15 protein-coding genes are annotated in these 17,574 nt (G+C 69.1%); 5 read left to right on the top strand and 10 right to left on the bottom strand.

Features of this window, described 5'->3' with window-relative positions:
• The first annotated feature begins 12 nt into the window (after positions 1–12).
• A complete protein-coding gene (locus BWI15_RS18585) occupies positions 13–1,419 on the top strand; it encodes a GH1 family beta-glucosidase (protein ID WP_077015638.1) in 1,407 nt (468 codons plus the stop codon).
• Between the two features lie 269 nt (positions 1,420–1,688).
• Here BWI15_RS18585 and BWI15_RS18580 read toward each other — a convergent pair whose 3' ends face one another.
• From BWI15_RS18580 to BWI15_RS18540, 9 genes are all read right to left on the bottom strand, one after another.
• Positions 1,689–1,982, bottom strand: a complete 294-nt coding sequence (locus tag BWI15_RS18580; RefSeq protein WP_143465685.1) for a hypothetical protein — start codon at positions 1,980–1,982, stop codon at positions 1,689–1,691.
• 42 nt (positions 1,983–2,024) lie between these two features.
• Positions 2,025–3,782, bottom strand: coding sequence for a bifunctional metallophosphatase/5'-nucleotidase (locus BWI15_RS18575; protein WP_077015636.1), 1,758 nt, complete (start codon positions 3,780–3,782; stop codon positions 2,025–2,027).
• Positions 3,783–3,903: 121 nt separating this feature from the next.
• Positions 3,904–4,284: a hypothetical protein gene (locus BWI15_RS18570; protein WP_077015635.1), complete on the bottom strand. Its 381-nt coding sequence runs from the start codon at positions 4,282–4,284 to the stop codon at positions 3,904–3,906.
• Positions 4,274–4,528 (bottom strand): hypothetical protein, encoded by a 255-nt coding sequence (locus tag BWI15_RS18565; RefSeq protein ID WP_143465683.1) that lies wholly within the window; start codon positions 4,526–4,528, stop codon positions 4,274–4,276. The genes BWI15_RS18570 and BWI15_RS18565 overlap by 11 nt, the downstream gene beginning before the upstream one ends.
• 264 nt (positions 4,529–4,792) lie before the next feature.
• Positions 4,793–6,862, bottom strand: coding sequence for an NPCBM/NEW2 domain-containing protein (locus BWI15_RS18560; RefSeq protein WP_077015633.1), 2,070 nt, complete (start codon positions 6,860–6,862; stop codon positions 4,793–4,795).
• Between the two features lie 36 nt (positions 6,863–6,898).
• Entirely contained in the window at positions 6,899–8,917 is a 2,019-nt protein-coding gene (locus BWI15_RS18555) for an alpha-galactosidase (protein ID WP_077015632.1), read from the bottom strand.
• Entirely contained in the window at positions 8,914–9,738 is an 825-nt protein-coding gene (locus BWI15_RS18550) for a carbohydrate ABC transporter permease (RefSeq protein WP_077015631.1), read from the bottom strand. The genes BWI15_RS18555 and BWI15_RS18550 overlap by 4 nt, the downstream gene beginning before the upstream one ends.
• Positions 9,735–10,652 (bottom strand): carbohydrate ABC transporter permease, encoded by a 918-nt coding sequence (locus BWI15_RS18545; RefSeq protein WP_077015630.1) that lies wholly within the window; start codon positions 10,650–10,652, stop codon positions 9,735–9,737. Before BWI15_RS18545 ends, BWI15_RS18550 begins: the two co-directional genes overlap by 4 nt.
• Positions 10,649–11,926, bottom strand: a complete 1,278-nt coding sequence (locus tag BWI15_RS18540) for an ABC transporter substrate-binding protein (RefSeq protein WP_077015629.1) — start codon at positions 11,924–11,926, stop codon at positions 10,649–10,651. Before BWI15_RS18540 ends, BWI15_RS18545 begins: the two co-directional genes overlap by 4 nt.
• Before the next feature lie 162 nt (positions 11,927–12,088).
• On the opposite strand from BWI15_RS18540, the gene BWI15_RS18535 reads away from it, so the two are divergent.
• The 4 genes from BWI15_RS18535 to BWI15_RS18520 all read left to right on the top strand — a co-directional run bounded on the left by BWI15_RS18535 (position 12,089) and on the right by BWI15_RS18520 (position 15,588).
• Positions 12,089–12,799, top strand: coding sequence for an SDR family NAD(P)-dependent oxidoreductase (locus BWI15_RS18535; RefSeq protein ID WP_077015628.1), 711 nt, complete (start codon positions 12,089–12,091; stop codon positions 12,797–12,799).
• Positions 12,800–12,905: 106 nt separating this feature from the next.
• The gene (locus tag BWI15_RS18530) at positions 12,906–13,643 is read left to right on the top strand and encodes a FadR/GntR family transcriptional regulator (RefSeq protein ID WP_237771347.1); all 738 of its coding nucleotides are present in this window, start codon (positions 12,906–12,908) and stop codon (positions 13,641–13,643) included.
• Positions 13,640–14,785, top strand: coding sequence for a galactonate dehydratase (gene dgoD / locus BWI15_RS18525; RefSeq protein ID WP_077015626.1), 1,146 nt, complete (start codon positions 13,640–13,642; stop codon positions 14,783–14,785). Before BWI15_RS18530 ends, dgoD begins: the two co-directional genes overlap by 4 nt.
• Positions 14,779–15,588 (top strand): hypothetical protein, encoded by an 810-nt coding sequence (locus BWI15_RS18520; protein ID WP_077015625.1) that lies wholly within the window; start codon positions 14,779–14,781, stop codon positions 15,586–15,588. Before dgoD ends, BWI15_RS18520 begins: the two co-directional genes overlap by 7 nt.
• A gap of 2 nt (positions 15,589–15,590) precedes the next feature.
• Here BWI15_RS18520 and BWI15_RS18515 read toward each other — a convergent pair whose 3' ends face one another.
• The gene (locus BWI15_RS18515) at positions 15,591–17,483 is read right to left on the bottom strand and encodes a sialidase family protein (protein ID WP_083750853.1); all 1,893 of its coding nucleotides are present in this window, start codon (positions 17,481–17,483) and stop codon (positions 15,591–15,593) included.
• Positions 17,484–17,574: the final 91 nt, after the last annotated feature.

Below are 17,574 nucleotides of genomic sequence, written 5' to 3'. Positions count from 1 at the left end.
CGCACGTCCACCATGAACACATCTGCTGCCCCCACCACCACCTCCGAGGCGGATCTGATCGCGCGGCTGCCGGCCGGTTTCCGCTGGGGTGTCGCCACCTCGGCGTACCAGATCGAAGGCGCGGTCGACGTCGACGGCCGGACCCCGTCGATCTGGGACACCTTCTGCCGGGTCCCGGGCGCGGTGCACAACGGCGACAACGGTGACGTCGCCTGCGAGCACTACACCCGGATGCCGTCGGACGTTGCTTTGATCAAGGACCTGGGCCTGGACACCTACCGGTTCTCGGTGTCCTGGACGCGGGTCCAGCCGCACGGCACCGGCGGGGTCAACCCGGCCGGGATCGCGTTCTACGACCGACTGGTCGACGAGCTGCTTGCCCAGGGCATCGACCCGTGGGTGACGCTGTACCACTGGGACCTGCCGCAGGAGCTGGAGGACGCCGGCGGCTGGCCGGTGCGCGACACGGCGTACCGGTTCGCGGATTACTCGATGCTGGTGTTCGACGCGCTGAGCGACCGGGTCGACACCTGGACGACGCTGAACGAGCCTTGGTGTTCGGCGATGCTCGGGTACGCGTACGGCGCGCACGCTCCCGGTAAGCAGGACTACCCGGCCGCCGTCGCCGCAGTCCACCACCTGCTGCTCGGCCACGGCCTGGCCACCGAGCGGATGCGGGAAGCGGCTCCGCGCAAGCTCGACATCGGCATCACGCTGAACGCCGCCACGGCGTACCCGGCCTCGGACTTGGAGCCTGACCTCGAAGCTGCTCGCCGGGCCGACGGGATGGGTGCGCGGCTGTACCTGGATCCGCTCGTGCACGGCCGCTACCCCGCCGACGTGATCGCCGACCTCGCTCAGCAGGGCATCTCGCTGCCGGTCGAGGACGGTGATCTGGCCACGATCTCGGCGCCGATCGATGTCCTGGGCATCAACTACTACTTCAGCCAGAAGTTCACCGGCTTCGCCGAGGACGGCAGCACGGTCGACGCTGCCGGCCTGCCGATCAGCCGCACCCTGCCGCTGGACCGGCCGCGCACCGCGATGGACTGGGAGATCGTGCCGGAGGGCTTCACGGATCTGCTGGTGCGGATCAGCCAGGACTACCCGGGACTGCCGATGGTGATCACCGAGAACGGCGCCGCCTTCGACGACGTCCCCGATGATTCGGGGTTTGTCGCCGACGAGGGGCGTACGGCGTACTTCACCTCGCATCTGGCAGCCGTCGCGACGGCGATCGAGCAGGGTGCTGACATCCGGGGCTACTTGGCGTGGTCGTTGCTCGACAACTTCGAGTGGGCCTACGGGTACGAGAAGCGCTTCGGGATCGTGCGGGTGGACTACGAGACCCAGGCGCGGATTCCGAAGCAGTCGGCGCTGTATCTCAAGGAGCTGGCCGAGCAGCATCGGGCGCGCTGAGTTTGTGGCGGAGCCCGCGTCCTCTGGCGGTGGACGCGGGCTCCTGGCGCCCTCAGCTGCGGGAAGGGCCTTGCGGGCCGCCCAGAGCTGACCGTCCGCTGAGGTCTCGCAGCGCCGGCCGATCTCCACCACCGATCAAGCACCGAGTCCGCCGACAGCTCCCGCCTGGAGCCGGCGCCCCGCAGCCTCCGGAAGTGTTCGCTCCGGTTCATCCCGCCGAGTAGGTCACTGCTTCGACTATCGACGGCACTCGTGACGCAGCGTGGACTTCAGATGATCTCGAGTGCTGAGAGCAAGACGAGCACCCAGGCCGCGCCCCCAAGCACGATCAGTCCGGCGCGGAGGACGCGATGAGCTCGTAGCCAGCGGTCGGCTCGTCCGTCGTACAGACTTCGCGGGGCCACCACCGCCGTCAACAGAAGAGCTGCCATCACCGTGTTGACGATCAGGTCGACCGGATCCCGCAGGTTCAACGAGTCCCACGCGAAGAGGACGAAGGCCAGGCCGGCGCCCATCCGCATCCACGTCGGAGGGCGCCGTTGGTGGCGCGGTCGGTTGGTCACCGCCCCATTCTGGTCGTCCTTGTCCGCCGGTACGCGAGCGGGCTATCCTCGGGACGTGCCGCGGGTCAGCGGTGCAGGGGTCAGGGTCTGGTGGGCCCGCAGGTAGTCGACGAAGGTTTCGTGGTCGGTGTTGTTGCGGACGGCATCGGTTGCGGACCTGAAGGCGGGATAGCCGTCCGCGCCGATGACGGTGTACGCGAGGGCGGCGACCCGGTACGTCCGGCTGGGGTCGAGCGCCGCACCGTTGATGGTGACGTCCGCCGGGGCGACTCGATCGCCGACCGGGCGGCGGGCGTCGTAGGTGTAGCGGACGTTCCCCGAGACCGCGAGCGGTGCGAACTTCACCGAGCCGTCCGCCTGCGTCTGCCACTGCTGTTCCAGTACGGCGTCCAGTTGCGCACCCGTCAGGCTGACTGTGAGCACCGGGTTGCCATAGCCGTACGCGTCCCAGGACTCGCCGAGCATGACCCGGCCGGGAGCGTCCCCCGGCTTGTTGCTAGCAGCAACCAGTAGGTCGCCGCGAAGGGCCGTGCTTCCGACGGCCGGCTTGGCCGCGACGAGCCCGAGGTCGGCGTGACCGTCCTGCCGCGCGGTCCACAGGTGCACGTCGGCAATCAGATCGGCGAAGGTGCTTTCACCGGCGGAGTTGGCGGCGCGCGTGAAGTCGCCTGTCACCTGTGCGAGCGGTTCGGCATACTTGCGTTCCCCTGCGGCAGTCCAGTAGTCGACGATCCTCTGGATCTTCGGGTCGGGCGCGACGTCCCGCGTGACCGCGTGGTTCACCGAGGTCGTCGCGGACCGCAGCACCTCACCGGTCCGCCGGTCCAGGCGCAGGTTGATCTCGTTGATCAGCCGCCCGTGGTTCGCGGCCTCGACAACCGGCCGCGGATTCCCGGCCGGGTCCGGCAGCATGCAGTTGAACGCGGCGTGCCAGTGACCGGTCACGATCGCGTCGATCGACGGACTCACCCGGCGGGCGAGGTCGATCGCGGGACCGCTCGGGTTCACGCAGTTGTCGTACGTCGCGGAGGCGTCGGTCCCGCCGTCGTGCAGGTTCAGCACGATCGCCTTCACCCCGCGCCGGCTCAGCTCGGCCGCAGCGGCGTCGGTTGCCGCGACCGGGTCCAGCGCCCGCAGTTCCGGCTGGTACGACGTGGAGCCCACCGGGGTGTCCGGCACCGTCATGCCGATGAACCCGACCGGGTACGCGCGCCCGTGGTCGCGCACCCACCGAATCGTGTACGGCGCGACGATCGTCCGGCCCTTCGCGTCGACGATGTTCGCGGACTGGAACTCGAAGTCGGCGCCGCGGAACCGCCGCCCGGTCGAGTCCGTGAAGCAGCTGTCGACCCCGACCGTGCCGAAGCACTTGCCCTTCTGCATGTGATCCACCAGGAAGCTTTTCGACACATCGAGCTCGTGGTTGCCCACCGACGAGAACTCCACCCCGAGCGCGTTGAGCACCTCGACGGTCGGCTCGTCCGCATGCGCGTCGACCTCGAACGGCCAGCCGGAGAAGTTGTCCCCGTCGGTGAAGAAGATCGAGTTCGCGTGCCCGGAACGGATTCGCCGCAGATGCGTCGCGAGGTACGCCGCTCCGCCGACGGTGATCGCCTTCCCGTCCGGGCCGGCGATCGTGCCGCCGTCCGCCGGGGAGGGCGGTCGCAGGTAGCCGTGGAAGTCGGTGATCGAGACCAGCTGGACGGGCACGGAGGTGGTCACCGCGTCCGCGGGCGGAGTGAGCGCCGTACCGGCCAGGGCGGCGGTCAGCAGAGTCGCCAACGGGCGAAAGATGCGCATAAGTGTCTCCTGTTGGGCGGGGGCAAGCACTTACCAGCAACAGGAGACTGCCTGAGATCGAACACAATGTCACTACCTGACGGCGCGTCAGCAAACTCCGCAGGAATCTGCCGAGGCGGGATCAGTAGCACTCCAGGAGAAAGAGCAGCAAGGGCTCGCCCTTCGAGTCCGCCCACCGGAAGCCCATCAAACAGAGACCGTCTTCGCCCGGCGGCAGTCCTTCGGGGGTGATGTAGTGGGGCTCCACGGTGGTGCGCCAGGACTTGAGCGGCGAGCTGGTGAACTCGCGCAAGCCGTCGGCTGCCAGCAGCATCGGAAGGTACGGGTGCTCTTGCAGCAGCCGCTCGACGTCTGCCGGGTCCAGCCACTCGTCGCTCTGCTCGGTGAACACCGTCCCGTCGGAGGCGAGGATCTCGTCACCGTGCAGCTTGTTCGTCAGGAATCTGTACCGGATCGAGTCGATCGTGCGGCTCGACAGAAAGTTCACCAGCTCAGCTGCCACTGGTCTCCTGCTCCCTTCGGCGGCGCGCCCGGCGGCGGAGGTAGTTCTTCAGTTCCGCAGCCACCAGCCACGCGATGATGAGGAGCACGATGGCTGCTCGCCAAGGAACGATCCGGCCGTCGGAGCTGACGAGAAACCAGACTCCCATCGCTATTCCGGGCGTCCTGATCACCCACAGAATCTGCGGCTTGTGTTCGTCCACCCACGCATCAACGCGCCTGCGACGGCTGTCTTGCGCGGTCACCCTGGTTGCCCCCCTTGCCCCTTCACAACGCTCGGGGCTGAGAAGCATATACAGCTCATTCGCCGGCAAAACCCAGCCACCGGAGCGAGCGCCGGCGAGCGGAGGGGCGGCGTGGGGAATAACCCTCCCCACCATTCACCATGAGTTGAAACTCTGATCAAATGGACCCAGTGGTGGCCGGTGTTCCCGCGAAGTCACCGGCCACCACCCTCACAAACACAACGAAGGGGCAGACCAGCCTCGGTCTGCCCCTTCGCGGACGGATCAGCAGGTGGCGGTCGGAGCCGCCCAGTCGGCGCGGTCGTTGTAGCCGCCGTCGCCGGCGTCACCGACCACCAGGTCGAGCACCCGGACGCCGGTCAGGTCGACGTCGACCTGCTTCGGGTTGTCCCGGTCGACGACTCCGCTGTCGTACAGAACCTTGCCGTCGCCAACGACCTGGAAGGTCGAGGTGCCGCCGTCAGGACCGACGTTCCGGACCGCGTCGTCGATCCCGACGGTCGCGGTCAGGCGGCTGCACTGCTGCCCGACGTAGTACCGGACCAGCGACGGCGACGCGACGCCGATGCCCGTCGGGTACGTCTGGCCGGTCAGGCTGATCGGCGATCCGCCACCGACGGCCTCGTCGACGGTCGGCGACATCCAGCCGCTGGTCGCGGTGATCCACGGGTGGTGCGACAGCGCCGCGCTGCCGGTCGGCGGCTCCGGCGCGACCACGACCGGCGACACGGTGGTCTGCTGCTGCACGCCGTACCCGATCGCCTCGTACGACGTACGCCCGGTCAGCGTCGCGTTGCCCGTCGGGGCGCCGGCCGGCAGCTTCACCGTGAAGGCGAAGGTCGTCTGCTGACCCGGCGCGAGCAAGGTCGGGGCCTTCGTCAACGGCTTGACCGTCCAGCCGGTGCCACCGGCAAGTGTCACGGCCGGCTTCAGCACCGGCAGCAACCCGTCGTTGCGAACAGCAACCTCGACCCGAAGCTCGTCTCCACCGGCAACAACCGGCGCAACACCCTCGGGCTGGGCAGCCCTACCGACCCTCGTCACCGCCGGAATCCCCGCGGTGACGTGCGGGACACCCGGCAGACCAGTGGCCGGCGAGACCCGGAACAGCGCCGTCCCGTGCGCGGGCACGGCGGCGCTGATCGTGCCGGCGCTCTCGGTGACCTTGTTGCTCCAGGCGTTCTTCAGCGTGAAGCGGCCGCCGCTCAGCCCGACCTCACGCGCTGTGGTGGTGAGCGTCTTCGCGCTGTCGCCGCGGTTCAGCAGGACCACCGCGCGGCTGCCGTCGGCGAGACGCTTGACCCACGTCTCTGTCGTCCCGGCAGGGCCGACCCGGACGGCTTGCACGACTGCGGGGTCCTGGTTGATCGCGAGGACGTCGGGGTCGGTCAGGGTCGCGATCGAGGTGTTGCTCAGCTTGCGGACGTCGCTGCCGATGACCAGCGGCGCGGCGGCCACGGCCCACAGCGTCATCTGGGTGCGGAACTCCTCGTCGGACATGCCCAGCTCCGGCGCGAGGTAGTCGGGATCGTTGAACGCCCCCGGCCGGACGACCTCGGGATGCCGCGCGTTCGCGTCGTAGTTGCGCAGGACGTCCTTGTACTTGATGTCGAACACGAAGCCGACATCGGTGTAGGTCCGCCACGACTGCGCGATCTCCGGCGCGTAGGTCCAGGAGTTGATCGACTGCTGCGACTCGGGGTAGTCGCCCCAGTCCGGCGAGGTGACCGGGTTGCAGAGGTTGAAGATGATCGGGCGCTTGCTCGCGTTGTTGCGCAGCGCCTTGGCGAACTCGGTGAACGCCGTCTTCGGGTCGAGATCGGCGGCGATCCCGCACAGGAAGTCGACCTTGACCGCGTCGAAGCCCCAGGCCGCGAACTGGTCGGCGTCGCGCTGGTAGTACCCGCCGCCGCTGCCGAGGCCGCACTTGCCCGGGATGAACGGACCGGCGTCGGTGTAGATGCCGGCCTTCAGGCCCTTGCCGTGGATGTAGTCGACCAGCGACCTGAGGCCGCTGGGGAACTTGGCCGGGTTGGCCACCAGGTCGCCCTCGGGACTGCGGGACTGGTCGGCCTGCCAGCCGCCGTCGAGCCAGACGATGTCGTAGCCGGCCTTGGCCAGGCCTCGGCTGACGAGAGTGTCGGCGACGGATTTGATGGTGTCCTCGGTGAAGTCGCCACCGAGACCGAAGTAGGTGTTCCAGCCCTGGTACGGCGTCGGGCTGAGCACCGGGGCCGCGGGCGCTGCCGCGGCCGGAACGGTTGCGGTCACCAGTGACGCGGACACCAGGGCCGCCGTCAGGAGACCGCCGAGCAAGGCGGAAAGTCGTTTCACGCTGTTTCCTTTGCTGCCGTGGATGTGACGGGCGGGTCAGCCGACGGGGTCGACGACCAGGCAGTGCGAGCCGGCGTCGCCGGGGCTGACGCCGACTTCCAGCAGGTAGCTCCCCGGGAGGACTTCTTCGCCCACCCGGTAGTTCTGGTGTGGGTCGAGACCCACGAGCGGAACCCGGCGTGGCCGGGTCGGCAGGGTGCCGCGGACGTTGCCGTCGCCGGTGTTCCACAGGAACACGACCGAGCGATCCGCACCGACGTACTGGACTCCCCCGTCAAGCCAGTGCACGGTGCCGTGAGCAATCACCTCACGGATCTCGCGATACTGCAGAACGTGGCGCCGGGCAACGGCCAACTGCTCGTCGGTCCACCGCGACAGGTCCGCCCCGATTCCGAGCCCACCGGCCATCGCGACGTGGAAGCGGAAGTCGAGTGATCGCTCCCGGCCGTCGTGGGTGCCTTCGGCATCGGTCACCCACGAACTCATCAGGTGCGGCGAGTAGCCGGTCAGGAAGCCGCGCTGGATCTTCAGCCGGTCCAGCGGCGCGGTGTTGTCGCTCGGCCAGAGCGTGTCGACCCGCGCCGCCATGCCGAGGTCGACGCGCGCGCCACCGCCCGCGCAGCCCTCGACGAACACCCGCGGATGCTGCTCGCGCAGCCGGTCGAGAATCGTGTAGAGATTGCCGACCGCCAGGCCGTCGAGGTCACGCCGCCGGTCGCCCGCGTCGAGCCGAGCCCGGTTCGCGTCCCACTTCAGATAGGTGATGTCGTACGCCGTGAGCAGCCGGTCCAACGACGACCAGATCCACTCGGCGACGTCGTCGCGGCTGAGATCGAGCAGCCACTGGTTCCGGATCTGCACCGGCTCGCGTCCCGGCGTCCGCAGTACCCACTCGGGATGCTCGGCCGCCAGCTCGGACGACGGACTGATCGCCTCGGGCTCGACCCACAGCCCGAAGTCCAGGCCGAGCTCACCCAGGTCGGCGATGAACGCGTCGAGCCCGGCGGGGAAGGCGGCCGGATCGACTTCCCAGTCCCCCAGCCCGGACTTGTCGTCGACCCGGCCGGTGAACCAACCGTCGTCGACCACGAACAGCTCGGCCCCGACCGACGCGGCTCGCTGCGCCAGCTCCAGCTGGTGCTCGGCCCGAATGTCGAACTCCGTCGCGAACCACGAGTTGTAGAGCACCCGCCGCGGCAGCTCCCGCGCGAACGAGCGTTGATAGGCGTGGAAGACCCGCGCGAGCCCGTCCGGCCCGGCGGTGCTGCAGCCGCCGACGGCCACCGGGGAGACCCAGGACGCCCCTGGACGGAGGGAGAGGCCGAAGCTGGACGGAGCCCGGCCTGCTTGGATCCGGGTCTGCCCGGTGGTGTCGACGTCCGCGCTCAGGCGCCAGTCTCCGGACCACGCCAGCTGGACGCCGTACGTGGTGCCGTCCGGAGCTGCGGCGTCGGCTGCGGACAGGAAGGGTGAGTACGAGTGGCCGGTGATGCCCTGCCGGCTGTCGACGGTGAACCGCCCGCGCCGCAGAGTGATCGACTCCTGCTGGAACTCGCTGTTCCATTCACCCCACAGCGACCGGATCACCGCACCGTGGGACGTCGGGATGACGAATCCTGCCGAGTCGTGCTCGTGCAGCGTCAACTCGTCAAGGCCGTCGTTGTGCACGGCAACCCACCGCTCGACCACATCAAGATCAGCCGGCATCCGATAGTGCAGCACCACGCGTACCGACCGCAGGGCGTCCGCGAACGTGAGCTCGAGCCGGTCCTCGTCCTGGACCGCACCGACGAAAACCGGTCGGCACTCGTCGCTTCCGTCCGGCCCGCTCACGACCAGCTCGGTCGGACTCGTGTACCGAACACCCCGTACGGCGTACTCGAGCGGCTCCACGTCGGCCCGCGGCAGGAAGTGCTCGGTGCCGACCGGTTCGGTCAGCGACGGGCCGTCGGCAACGGCCTGCGGGCCCCAGGCAACGAGCGAGGCCCACTGACCGTGCTCCGGCACGCCGACCACGTACGCCGTACTGGCGCCACGTAGCGTCCAGCGCTTCACTTGACCGCTCCGATCGCCAGCCCACCGACGAAGTGCTTCTGGAACTTGAGGAACACCGCGACCGTCGGCACCGCCGCGATCACCGTGCCGGCCGCGATCACGTTCCACGAGGACACGAACAGGCCCTGCAACCCGAGCAGCGCGGGCGTCACCGGCATCTTGTCGCCGGAGCGGATCACCGTGATCGACCAGAGCAGGTCGTTGAAGATCCAGGTGAACGACAGCGCGCCGAGCGCGGCCAGCGCCGGCCGGGTCAGCGGCAGGATCACGCTCGCGAAGATCTTGCCCGGGCCCGCGCCGTCGATCGTCGCGGCCTCCTGGATCTCCTTCGGCAGATCACGCATGAACCCGTGCAGCACGAAGGTGTAGAAGCCCAACCCGAATCCGACGTGCACGGCGATCAGCGCGATCAACGTGTCGTAGTAGCCGATCAGCTCGACGAACCGCGAGATCGGGATCAGCAGGATCTGCGGCGGCAGCAGGTTGCCCATCAGCATCAGCAACAGCACCGTCCGCCGGAACGGGATGTTGTACCGCGCCAGCCCGTACGCCGCGATCGAGGCCAGCCCGAGACTCAGCAGCACGGCCGGGATCGTCACCAGCAGACTGTTGACCAGGGCCCGGAACTCGTCGGCGTCCTGCCAGGCCTGCACGTAGGTCGAGAACGTGAACGAGTGCGGCAGCGAACCCAGCCCGTTGGCCGCGACGTCGTCGAAGCTGCGGAACGAGATCACCACCACCCACAGGATCGGCGCGACCCACAGGAACGAGACCAGTCCCATCGCCAGGTGGTAGCCGCCGGTCTTCAGGCGATTGCTCATGTCTCCTCCCGGAAGGCACGGATCAGGTAGCCGAGAATGACGGCGAGCGCGAGCAGGAAGATCACCACGGCGATCGCGGAGGCGTAGCCGAGCTGGGTGGACTGGAACGCGGTCGAGTACATGTAGGTGCTGAGCAGCTCCGAGGAGTGGTACGGGCCGCCCTTGGTCATCGACCAGACGATGTCGAACGACCGCAGCGAGTCGATCACGATCACCGACAGCACGACCGAGTTCACGCCCTTGAGCTGCGGAATCGTCACGTACCGGGTGCGCTGCAAGGCCGACGCGCCGTCCATCCGGGCGGCTTCGTACAGCGCCGGGTCGACGGCCTTGAGGCCGGCCAGGTAGAGCACCATCACGTAGCCGATCTGCCGCCACAGCGCGGGCACGATCACGGCGTACAGGGCCGTGTCGGGGTCGGCCAGCCACGGGCGCACGAGGTCGCCCAGACCGACGCCGCGCAGGACCGAGTCGACCAGGCCGTCGGGCTGGTAGAACACGCGCCAGATCAGCGCGGTGACAACCAGCGAGAAGACGACCGGCGTGAACAGGGCGGCGCGGTAGATGCCGACGCCGCGGCGTTCCTTCTGCAGCAGCAGCGCCATGCCGAAGCCGCCGGCCACACTCAGCCCGCCGAAGAGCACCAGCCAGATCGCGGTGTTCTTCAGCGCGGTCCGGAAGATCGGGTCCGACACCATGTCCCCGAAGTTGCCGAAGCCGACGAACGTCGGGGCGGACAGGCCGTCCCAGTTCGTCAGTGACAGCCAGAAGCCCTGCAGGGCGGGCCAGAACACCCAGACCGCCTCGACCGCGAACGGCACGAAGACGAAGGCGAGGATCAGCGGCGAGACCCGCGGGGACCGGCGCTTGGCCGATCCCGCGCGCGTCTTCACCTCGATGGCTGAAGCAGTCACGCCTGGAAGACCTTGCTCGCTGCGGCCTGCCAGTCCTCGAGGATCTGGTCGATCTGGTCCGGCTTGTCCAGGAACTTGGTCAGCGCCGCGTCGGCGGTGGGCTGCAGCGCGTCGCTGGAGTCACGGTTGAAGAACTGGGTCAGCTCAGCCGCGCTGTTCACCATCGCCTTGCCCTTGGCGACCAGCGGGGTGTCCGCGGCCTTGCCGTCGGGGTTGGCCGGGATCGCCGTACCGGAGGAGTTCTGCACGTACAGCTCCTGCGCCTCGGGCGTGGCCAGGTAGGTGAGGAACTTCTTGACCGCTTCGGGATCCTTCGCCTTCTTGCTGGCGAAGTAGCCGTCGGTCGGCGCCTCCTCGGCGACCGGCACCTTCGGATCGATGATCGGGAACTGGAAGAAGTCGATGTCGTCGAGCGCGTCCTTCGGGGCGCTGTCGGCGAAGAACGTGCCGATCAGGAACATCCCGGTCTTGCCGCCGAGCAGCGCCGAGGTCGCCTCCTGGAACGGGAACGACTTGCCCTTCGGGTCGAAGTACGGCAGCACCTCGCGCCACTTGGTGAAGACCGCCTTCACCTTCGGGTCGGTGAAGTCGCCCTTGCCGGCCAGCAGGTCGCGGTGGAACGGCGCGCCGTTGATCCGGATGTTCAGGTAGTCGAACCAGGCCGACGCGACCCACGGGGTGTCGCCCAGACCGATGCCGATCGGCGGGATGCCCTGGGCCTGGATCTTCTCGCACACCTGGACGAACTCGGCCCAGGTCTTCGGCGGGGTGACGCCCCACTTGGCGAAGTTCGACTTGCGGTAGAACATGCCCCACCAGTAGTAGCTGGTCGGGACGAAGATCTTCGCCCCGGCCGCGCTGGTCGACAGCGTCTGCATCGACTTGGGGTAGTTGCCCATCGAGTCCCAGACACTGGTGACGTCGAGCAGCAGGTCCTTCTCGGCGTAGGAGTTCGCCACCGAGCCGGCGTACCAGGTGTAGACGTCCGGTGGGTTGGCCGAGGTCAGGTACGTCGGCAGCTGGGTGCGGAAGATCTCCGAGGCGACCGTGTTCAGCTTCACCGTGCCGCCGCCGGTCTTGTTGTAGGCCTCGACCAGCTTCTCCATCGCGGCCTTGGCCTGCTCCGCCGACAGGTTCGACTGCAGCGCGATCTCGCCGGTGGCCGAGCCGCCACCGCCACCGCTGCTCGTGGTCGAGGTGGCGCACCCGGGAACCAGGGCCGCGGCCCCGAGTGCTCCGAGGCCTTTGAGGAACGTGCGCCGATCAGGTGCCATCACTGCTCCAGTGCCATGAGTGGTCCGTTGGTGTTGCGGACGATCTTGCGGCCGAGAGCTTCGGAGTGTCAATATTAATTCGTAAATTACGAGCAAATCGCTTGACGTGACCCGGTGCTCACGATCAACTGAGGACTCGTCATCGTGGGAAGGGACAGCTGCGTGCGCGTGATCGTGGTGACCGGTGCCGCCACCGGGATCGGTGCGGCGTGCACCGAGCGGCTGCTCGCCGACGGCGACGCCGTCGTCCAGGTGGACATCCAGCCCTGCAAGGAGATCCCGGGTCGCGCCATCGCCGTCCTGGGCGACGTCTCCTCCCCCGACACCTGGGCCGAGGTGCTGTCCCGCGGACGCGACGAGCTCGGCCCGATCGGCGGCCTGGTCAGCAACGCGTACACCGTCGACGTTCAGCCGGCCCACCAACTCACCCCGGCCTCCTGGCAGCGACAGCTCGACGTCAACCTCACCGCCGCGTTCCTCGCCTTCAGGACCCTGTACGACGACCTCGCGGCCGCCCGCGGATCGGTGGTGCTGGTGTCGTCGGTGCACGCGGTCGCCGGCATCCCCGGCCACCCGGCGTACGCCGCGACCAAAGGCGCCCTGGTCTCGCTCGGCCGCCAGCTGGCGGTCGAGTACGGCGGCTCGATCCGGGTGAACACCGTGCTTCCGGGCCCGGTCGACACCGCGGCCTGGGACCGGGTCAGTGCCGAGGGCAAGGAACAGAGCGCGCGGGCGACCGCCGTCGGACGGCTCGGCCGGCCCGACGAGGTCGCGGCCGTGGTCGCCTTCCTGCTGTCGGAGCAGGCATCGTTCGTGACCGCGGCGACGCTGGCGGTCGACGGCGGCTGGTCCGCGGTCAAGGACTCGGCGTGACAGCGGTGAGCGGGATCTGCGCGGGTACAAGAACACGGGACAGGACCGCGGCACGCTGGATGGCGGACCGGACGGCGACGAGCAGCACAGTGATGGGGAGAGCGACGTGACGGGGATTCGACGAGGGACGTCGCGAGGTCTGCACGGGCAGATCGTCGAGGTGATGGCACAGCGCATCCTGTCGGGACAGATCCCCGAAGGCGCGACGATCAACGTGCCCGACCTGCAGGCCGATCTCGGCGTCAGCCTGACCGCCGTCCGGGAGGCGCTGAAGGTGCTGACCGCCAAGGGACTGGTCGACGCGCGGCAGAAGCGCGGCACGTTCGTCCGCCCGCGCTCGGACTGGAACCTGCTGGACGCGGACATGATCCGCTGGCACTTCGACGACGACGTCCGGCCCGAGCTGCTCGAGGAGCTGCACGAGGTACGCGGCATCGTCGAACCGGCCGCTGCCCGGCTGGCCGCGATCCGGGCCGAGGAGTCAGACCTGGCCGCGCTCGACACGGCGCTGGCCGCGATGGCCTCGGCGACCGACGACCTGGCCGCGGTCCAGGCCGACCTCGCGTTCCACAAGGCCTTGCTGGCCGCGACCGGCAACGAGCTGCTGACCAAGATGGAGGTCATCATGGAGACCGGTCTGGCCGGCCGCGATCGGCTGGTGCACAAGGCGAAACCGTCCGACGATCCGGTGCCCAGTCACCAGCGGGTGGTCGAGGCGGTGCGGGCCGGTGATCCCGAGGGCGCCGAGCTGGCGATGCGGGAGCTGCTGGCCAAGGCGGCCGAGGACCTGTCGGACGTGCGCAGTACCGGCGTACGGACGTCGAAGACGCGGAGCCGCCGGTGAAGATCGAGCGGATCGAGACGTTCCTGGTCCCACCCCGGTGGCTGTTCTGCCGGGTCGAGACCAGCGACGGGGTCGTCGGCTGGGGTGAGCCGGTGGTCGAGGGCCGCGCCGAGGTGGTGCGGACGGCGATCGAGGTCCTGTCGGAGTACCTGATCGGCCAGGACCCGCTGCAGATCGAGCGGCACTGGCAGATCCTCAGCAAGGGCGGGTTCTACCGCGGCGGCCCGGTGCTGAGCAGCGCCGTCGCCGGACTCGACCACGCGTTGTGGGACATCGCCGGCAAGGTGTACGACGCTCCGGTGTCGTCGCTGCTCGGCGGCCGGGTCCGCGACCGGGCACGGGTGTACGCGTGGGTCGGCGGCGACGAGCCGGCCGAGATCGCGGACCAGGTGGCCGAGCAGGTCGCGGCCGGGATGACGGCCGTGAAGATGAACGCCAGCGGGCGGATCCAGCCGTCGCCGTCCCGGGCGGAGATCGCCGCGATCGTCGACCGGCTGGCCGCGGCGCGATCGGCGCTCGGAGACGAGCGGGACGTCGCGATCGACCTGCACGGCCGCGTCGGAGTCGCGGGCGCGCGCCGGATTCTGCGGGCGGTCGAGGACCAGCATCCGCTCTTCGTCGAGGAGCCGGTGCTGCCGGAGCACCTTCGTCACCTGCCGTCGATCGTGGACGGCACGACCGTGCCGATCGCTTTGGGAGAACGGCTCTACAGCCGCGCGGAGTTCCTGCCGCCCCTGGACGCCGGGGTCGCCGTGGTCCAGCCGGACGTGTCGCACGCGGGCGGCATCTCCGAGCTGCGGCGGATCGCGTCACTGGCCGAGACGCACGGCGCGCTGTTCGCGCCGCACTGCCCGCTCGGACCGATCTCCCTCGCCGCTTCGTTGCAGGTCTCGTTCGCGACGCCGAACTTCCTGATCCAGGAGCAGAGCCGCGGGATCCACTACAACGTCGCGAGCGACCTCACGGCGTACGTCGTGGATCCGGCGCCGTTCACGTGGGTCGACGGGCACGCGGAGTGGAATCCCCTGCCCGGGCTCGGCATCACGGTCGACGAGGCCGCCGTACGGGCTGCTGATCAGAAGGGGCATGCGTGGCGCAACCCGTCCTGGACACATGACGACGGTTCGTTCGCGGAATGGTGAGCGCGACGGTCGGCGTCGACCTCCGCGACGGTGGGCGGTGGACGTCCTTGCACCTGGGCGGGGCCGAGTGGCTGTGGGCCGGGCCCGGGCTCGTCTCGGGGCCGCGGACCGGGCGCGCGGTGTTCACCGACGCCGGCGGACTCGACGAGTGCTTTCCGACGGTCCGAGGGACTCCTGATCACGGCGGTCTGTGGAATCAGGTGTGGACGGACGACGGCGAGTGGGACGCGGTGCGCTGGGACGACGTAGTGCTGCGACGACGGATGAACGGCGGCACTCGCCCGGACGCCGCACCATTGGCTGTCCCGCGCGCCGACACCGGTGCGGTCTGGGCCGACTACGAGCTGACCGCTCCCCCGGGCTACCAGTTCGTGTGGGCGGCGCATGCGCTGCTCGACTGCGCGGTCGGTGCTTCCGTCGACGTTCCGGACAAGACCGCTTGCCGTCTCTACCCGGACGAGGGTCCTTGGGTCGAGGGCGACTGGTCCTCGACGCTCAGCACCTACGGCCCTTCGGACGGGACCGCGGTCGGTGCCGTGCTCGTGGACTGCCCGTCGGCGACGGTGCGCGATCGTGGGATGGCGCTGACCTTCGAGCTGAGTTGCCCTGGGCAACCAGTGTCGACGGCCGTCTGGCGGAACCTGGAGGGCTTCCCCGCGGGAGCGCCGTACCGGAGTCTGGGCGTGGAACCGATGCTCGGCCGGGTGTTCGATCTGGCCGAGGCCGGACCGGGTGACGCGGCGGTCGTGCCGGACGGCGGACGGCTGACCTGGCGGCTGGTCGTGTCCGCCAGGCCGGCCTGATGTCAGCCGAGCGGCAGGTCGAGTACGGCGTTCGGTACGGCGGTGGAGTTGGTCGTGCGGATGCTGGTGAGTTCGGCGGCCGTGAGCGCACGCCGGTAGACGCGGACCTCGTCGAGCGCGCCGTCGAAGTGGTGCAGTCCGTCGAGCCGCTGGCCGACGTACATCCTGAACGGGCGAGCGGGGCTGATCGATCCGGTCGGCGCGGCGGTCGAGGCCACCTGCGTGCCGTCGACCCACAGGGACAGCGTTCCGGCCTTGCGCTGCAGGGCGACGTGGTGCCAGGCATTGTCGTTGTACGCCTTGGTGGAGGCGACCGCCGCGGTGCTGCCGTTGGTGGTGATCAGGCCGCGGATGCGTTGATCGGCCGGCTCCGCGCGCAGCCAGAACTGGGAGAACTCGTTCATCCCGTAGCCCCAGAAGATCGCCTGCGGTGCCGTGCTCGCGCCGTACCTGATCCAGCTCATCACGGTGAAGTCGCCGGCGCCGAGCGCCAGCGACTCGGCGTACGGGAGCTGGATCGCGTCGTCGATGCCGTCGAGGTCGCGGGCCTGACCGAACTTGCCCGCGACGCCGGTCGTGCCGCCGCGCAGATAGCTGTGATTGCCGAGCCCGGACACGTCCGGCGTCGTCGGGCCGGTCGCGCCGTCCGGGTGACCGATTTCGGACTCGGTGAACCGCGCGAACCGGATCTGGTCGCGGGCATCCACCGCGCCACCCTCGTACAGCAGGCCGATCTCTCCGGTGCCGAGCACGGTCAGGTCGGAGTACCCGGACCAGTCGCTGGTGATTCGAGTGCCCTGGGCAACGGTCTGCCAGGTCTTCCCCTCGTCGAAGGTGGACCGGATCGTCAGGTAGCGCCGCCGTTCCGGGTCGGCCGGGGCGGCGAAGAGGATGCGGTTGTACTTGGCGCCCTGATCGGTCGCCCGCAACCGGACGAGCGACCCCTGGACGGTCGGGGTGGTCAGCTCGGGGATCCGCGCGTACGGCGCGACGTAGGTCTGCCCGCCGTCGTTGCTGACAGCAAAAGCCCGGTTGTTGCCCGCGCTGCCGCCGTTGTTGCGGGCACCGGCATAGATGCTGCCGTCAACCCTCTCGACCACGCTGATCTCCTGCGGGATCAACCCGTCGGACCGCAGATCGGTCGCGCCCTTGTGCCAGGTCTCGCCGTGGTCGTCGCTGTAGACGAGCTGCCCGGCGTGCCGGCCGCCGACGTCGTAGTTCGTCCCGGCCACCAATCGTCCCTTGTGCGCGCCGCGGGTGAGCTGGATCCCGTGCACCGGTCCGGTCGCGTACCAGCCCCAGGCCGGGTCGTCGATCTGCCCGCCGATGCTGCGCGCCTTGCTGAACGTCAGCCCGTCGTCGTCGCTGAACTGCACGTACGGCGTCCGCGGGCGATCGGTCCCGGTGCCCGGGTCCATCGTCGTGAGCAGCACGATCCGGCCGGTCTCGTGGTCGACGATCGGTGTCGGGTTGCCGCGGGTCGCGACGGCGTTCGGGTCGGTGTCGGTGCCGGACAGGACGATCCTCTGCGGCGACCAGGTCCGGCCGTTGTCGGTGGACCGGCGCATCACCAGGTCGATCTCCTGGGAGTCGCCGCACCAGGTACGCCGGGCTTCGGCGAAGGCGAGCAGCGTGCCGGCCTTGGTCCGGACGATGGCGGGGATCCGGTAGCAGCCGTAGCCGGCTCCGCCTTTGTCGAAGAGCACGGTCTGCGTGATCGCGGCCGGTTGATCGGTCGCGGCCTGTTGATTGGTCGCGGCCTGTTGACCCGTCGCGGCCGTCGGGTCGGGCACGAACTGCCGGTTCGCCGAGGCCTGTGGCGCGGTTGGCGGCTGGAGGATCGCGGCCGCCGCAAGCAGCAGCACGATGGTGAGCAGGCGGAGGGATCTGGGCATGAGGTCCTGCCTTCCGGAAGCAAACGGAAAGTGAACAACGGGGCGGGTGCCAACGCAGGTAACTTTTCTCCAGTTATCTGACAACTGCAAG

Source organism: Kribbella sp. ALI-6-A (assembly GCF_001984195.1).
Classification (GTDB): Bacteria; Actinomycetota; Actinomycetes; order Propionibacteriales; family Kribbellaceae; genus Kribbella.
This window is presented reverse-complemented; position numbering and strand designations above follow the sequence as displayed.

Excerpts from the sequence above, each read along its gene's own strand:
- BWI15_RS18585 (WP_077015638.1), top strand. The coding sequence starts at position 13 with ATGAACACATCTGCTGCCCCCACCACCACCTCCGAGGCGGATCTGATC.
- BWI15_RS18575 (WP_077015636.1), bottom strand. The coding sequence starts at position 3,782 with ATGCGCATCTTTCGCCCGTTGGCGACTCTGCTGACCGCCGCCCTGGCC.
- BWI15_RS18550 (WP_077015631.1), bottom strand. The coding sequence starts at position 9,738 with ATGAGCAATCGCCTGAAGACCGGCGGCTACCACCTGGCGATGGGACTG.
- BWI15_RS18540 (WP_077015629.1), bottom strand. The coding sequence starts at position 11,926 with ATGGCACCTGATCGGCGCACGTTCCTCAAAGGCCTCGGAGCACTCGGG.
- BWI15_RS18520 (WP_077015625.1), top strand. The coding sequence starts at position 14,779 with ATGGTGAGCGCGACGGTCGGCGTCGACCTCCGCGACGGTGGGCGGTGG.
- BWI15_RS18515 (WP_083750853.1), bottom strand. The coding sequence starts at position 17,483 with ATGCCCAGATCCCTCCGCCTGCTCACCATCGTGCTGCTGCTTGCGGCG.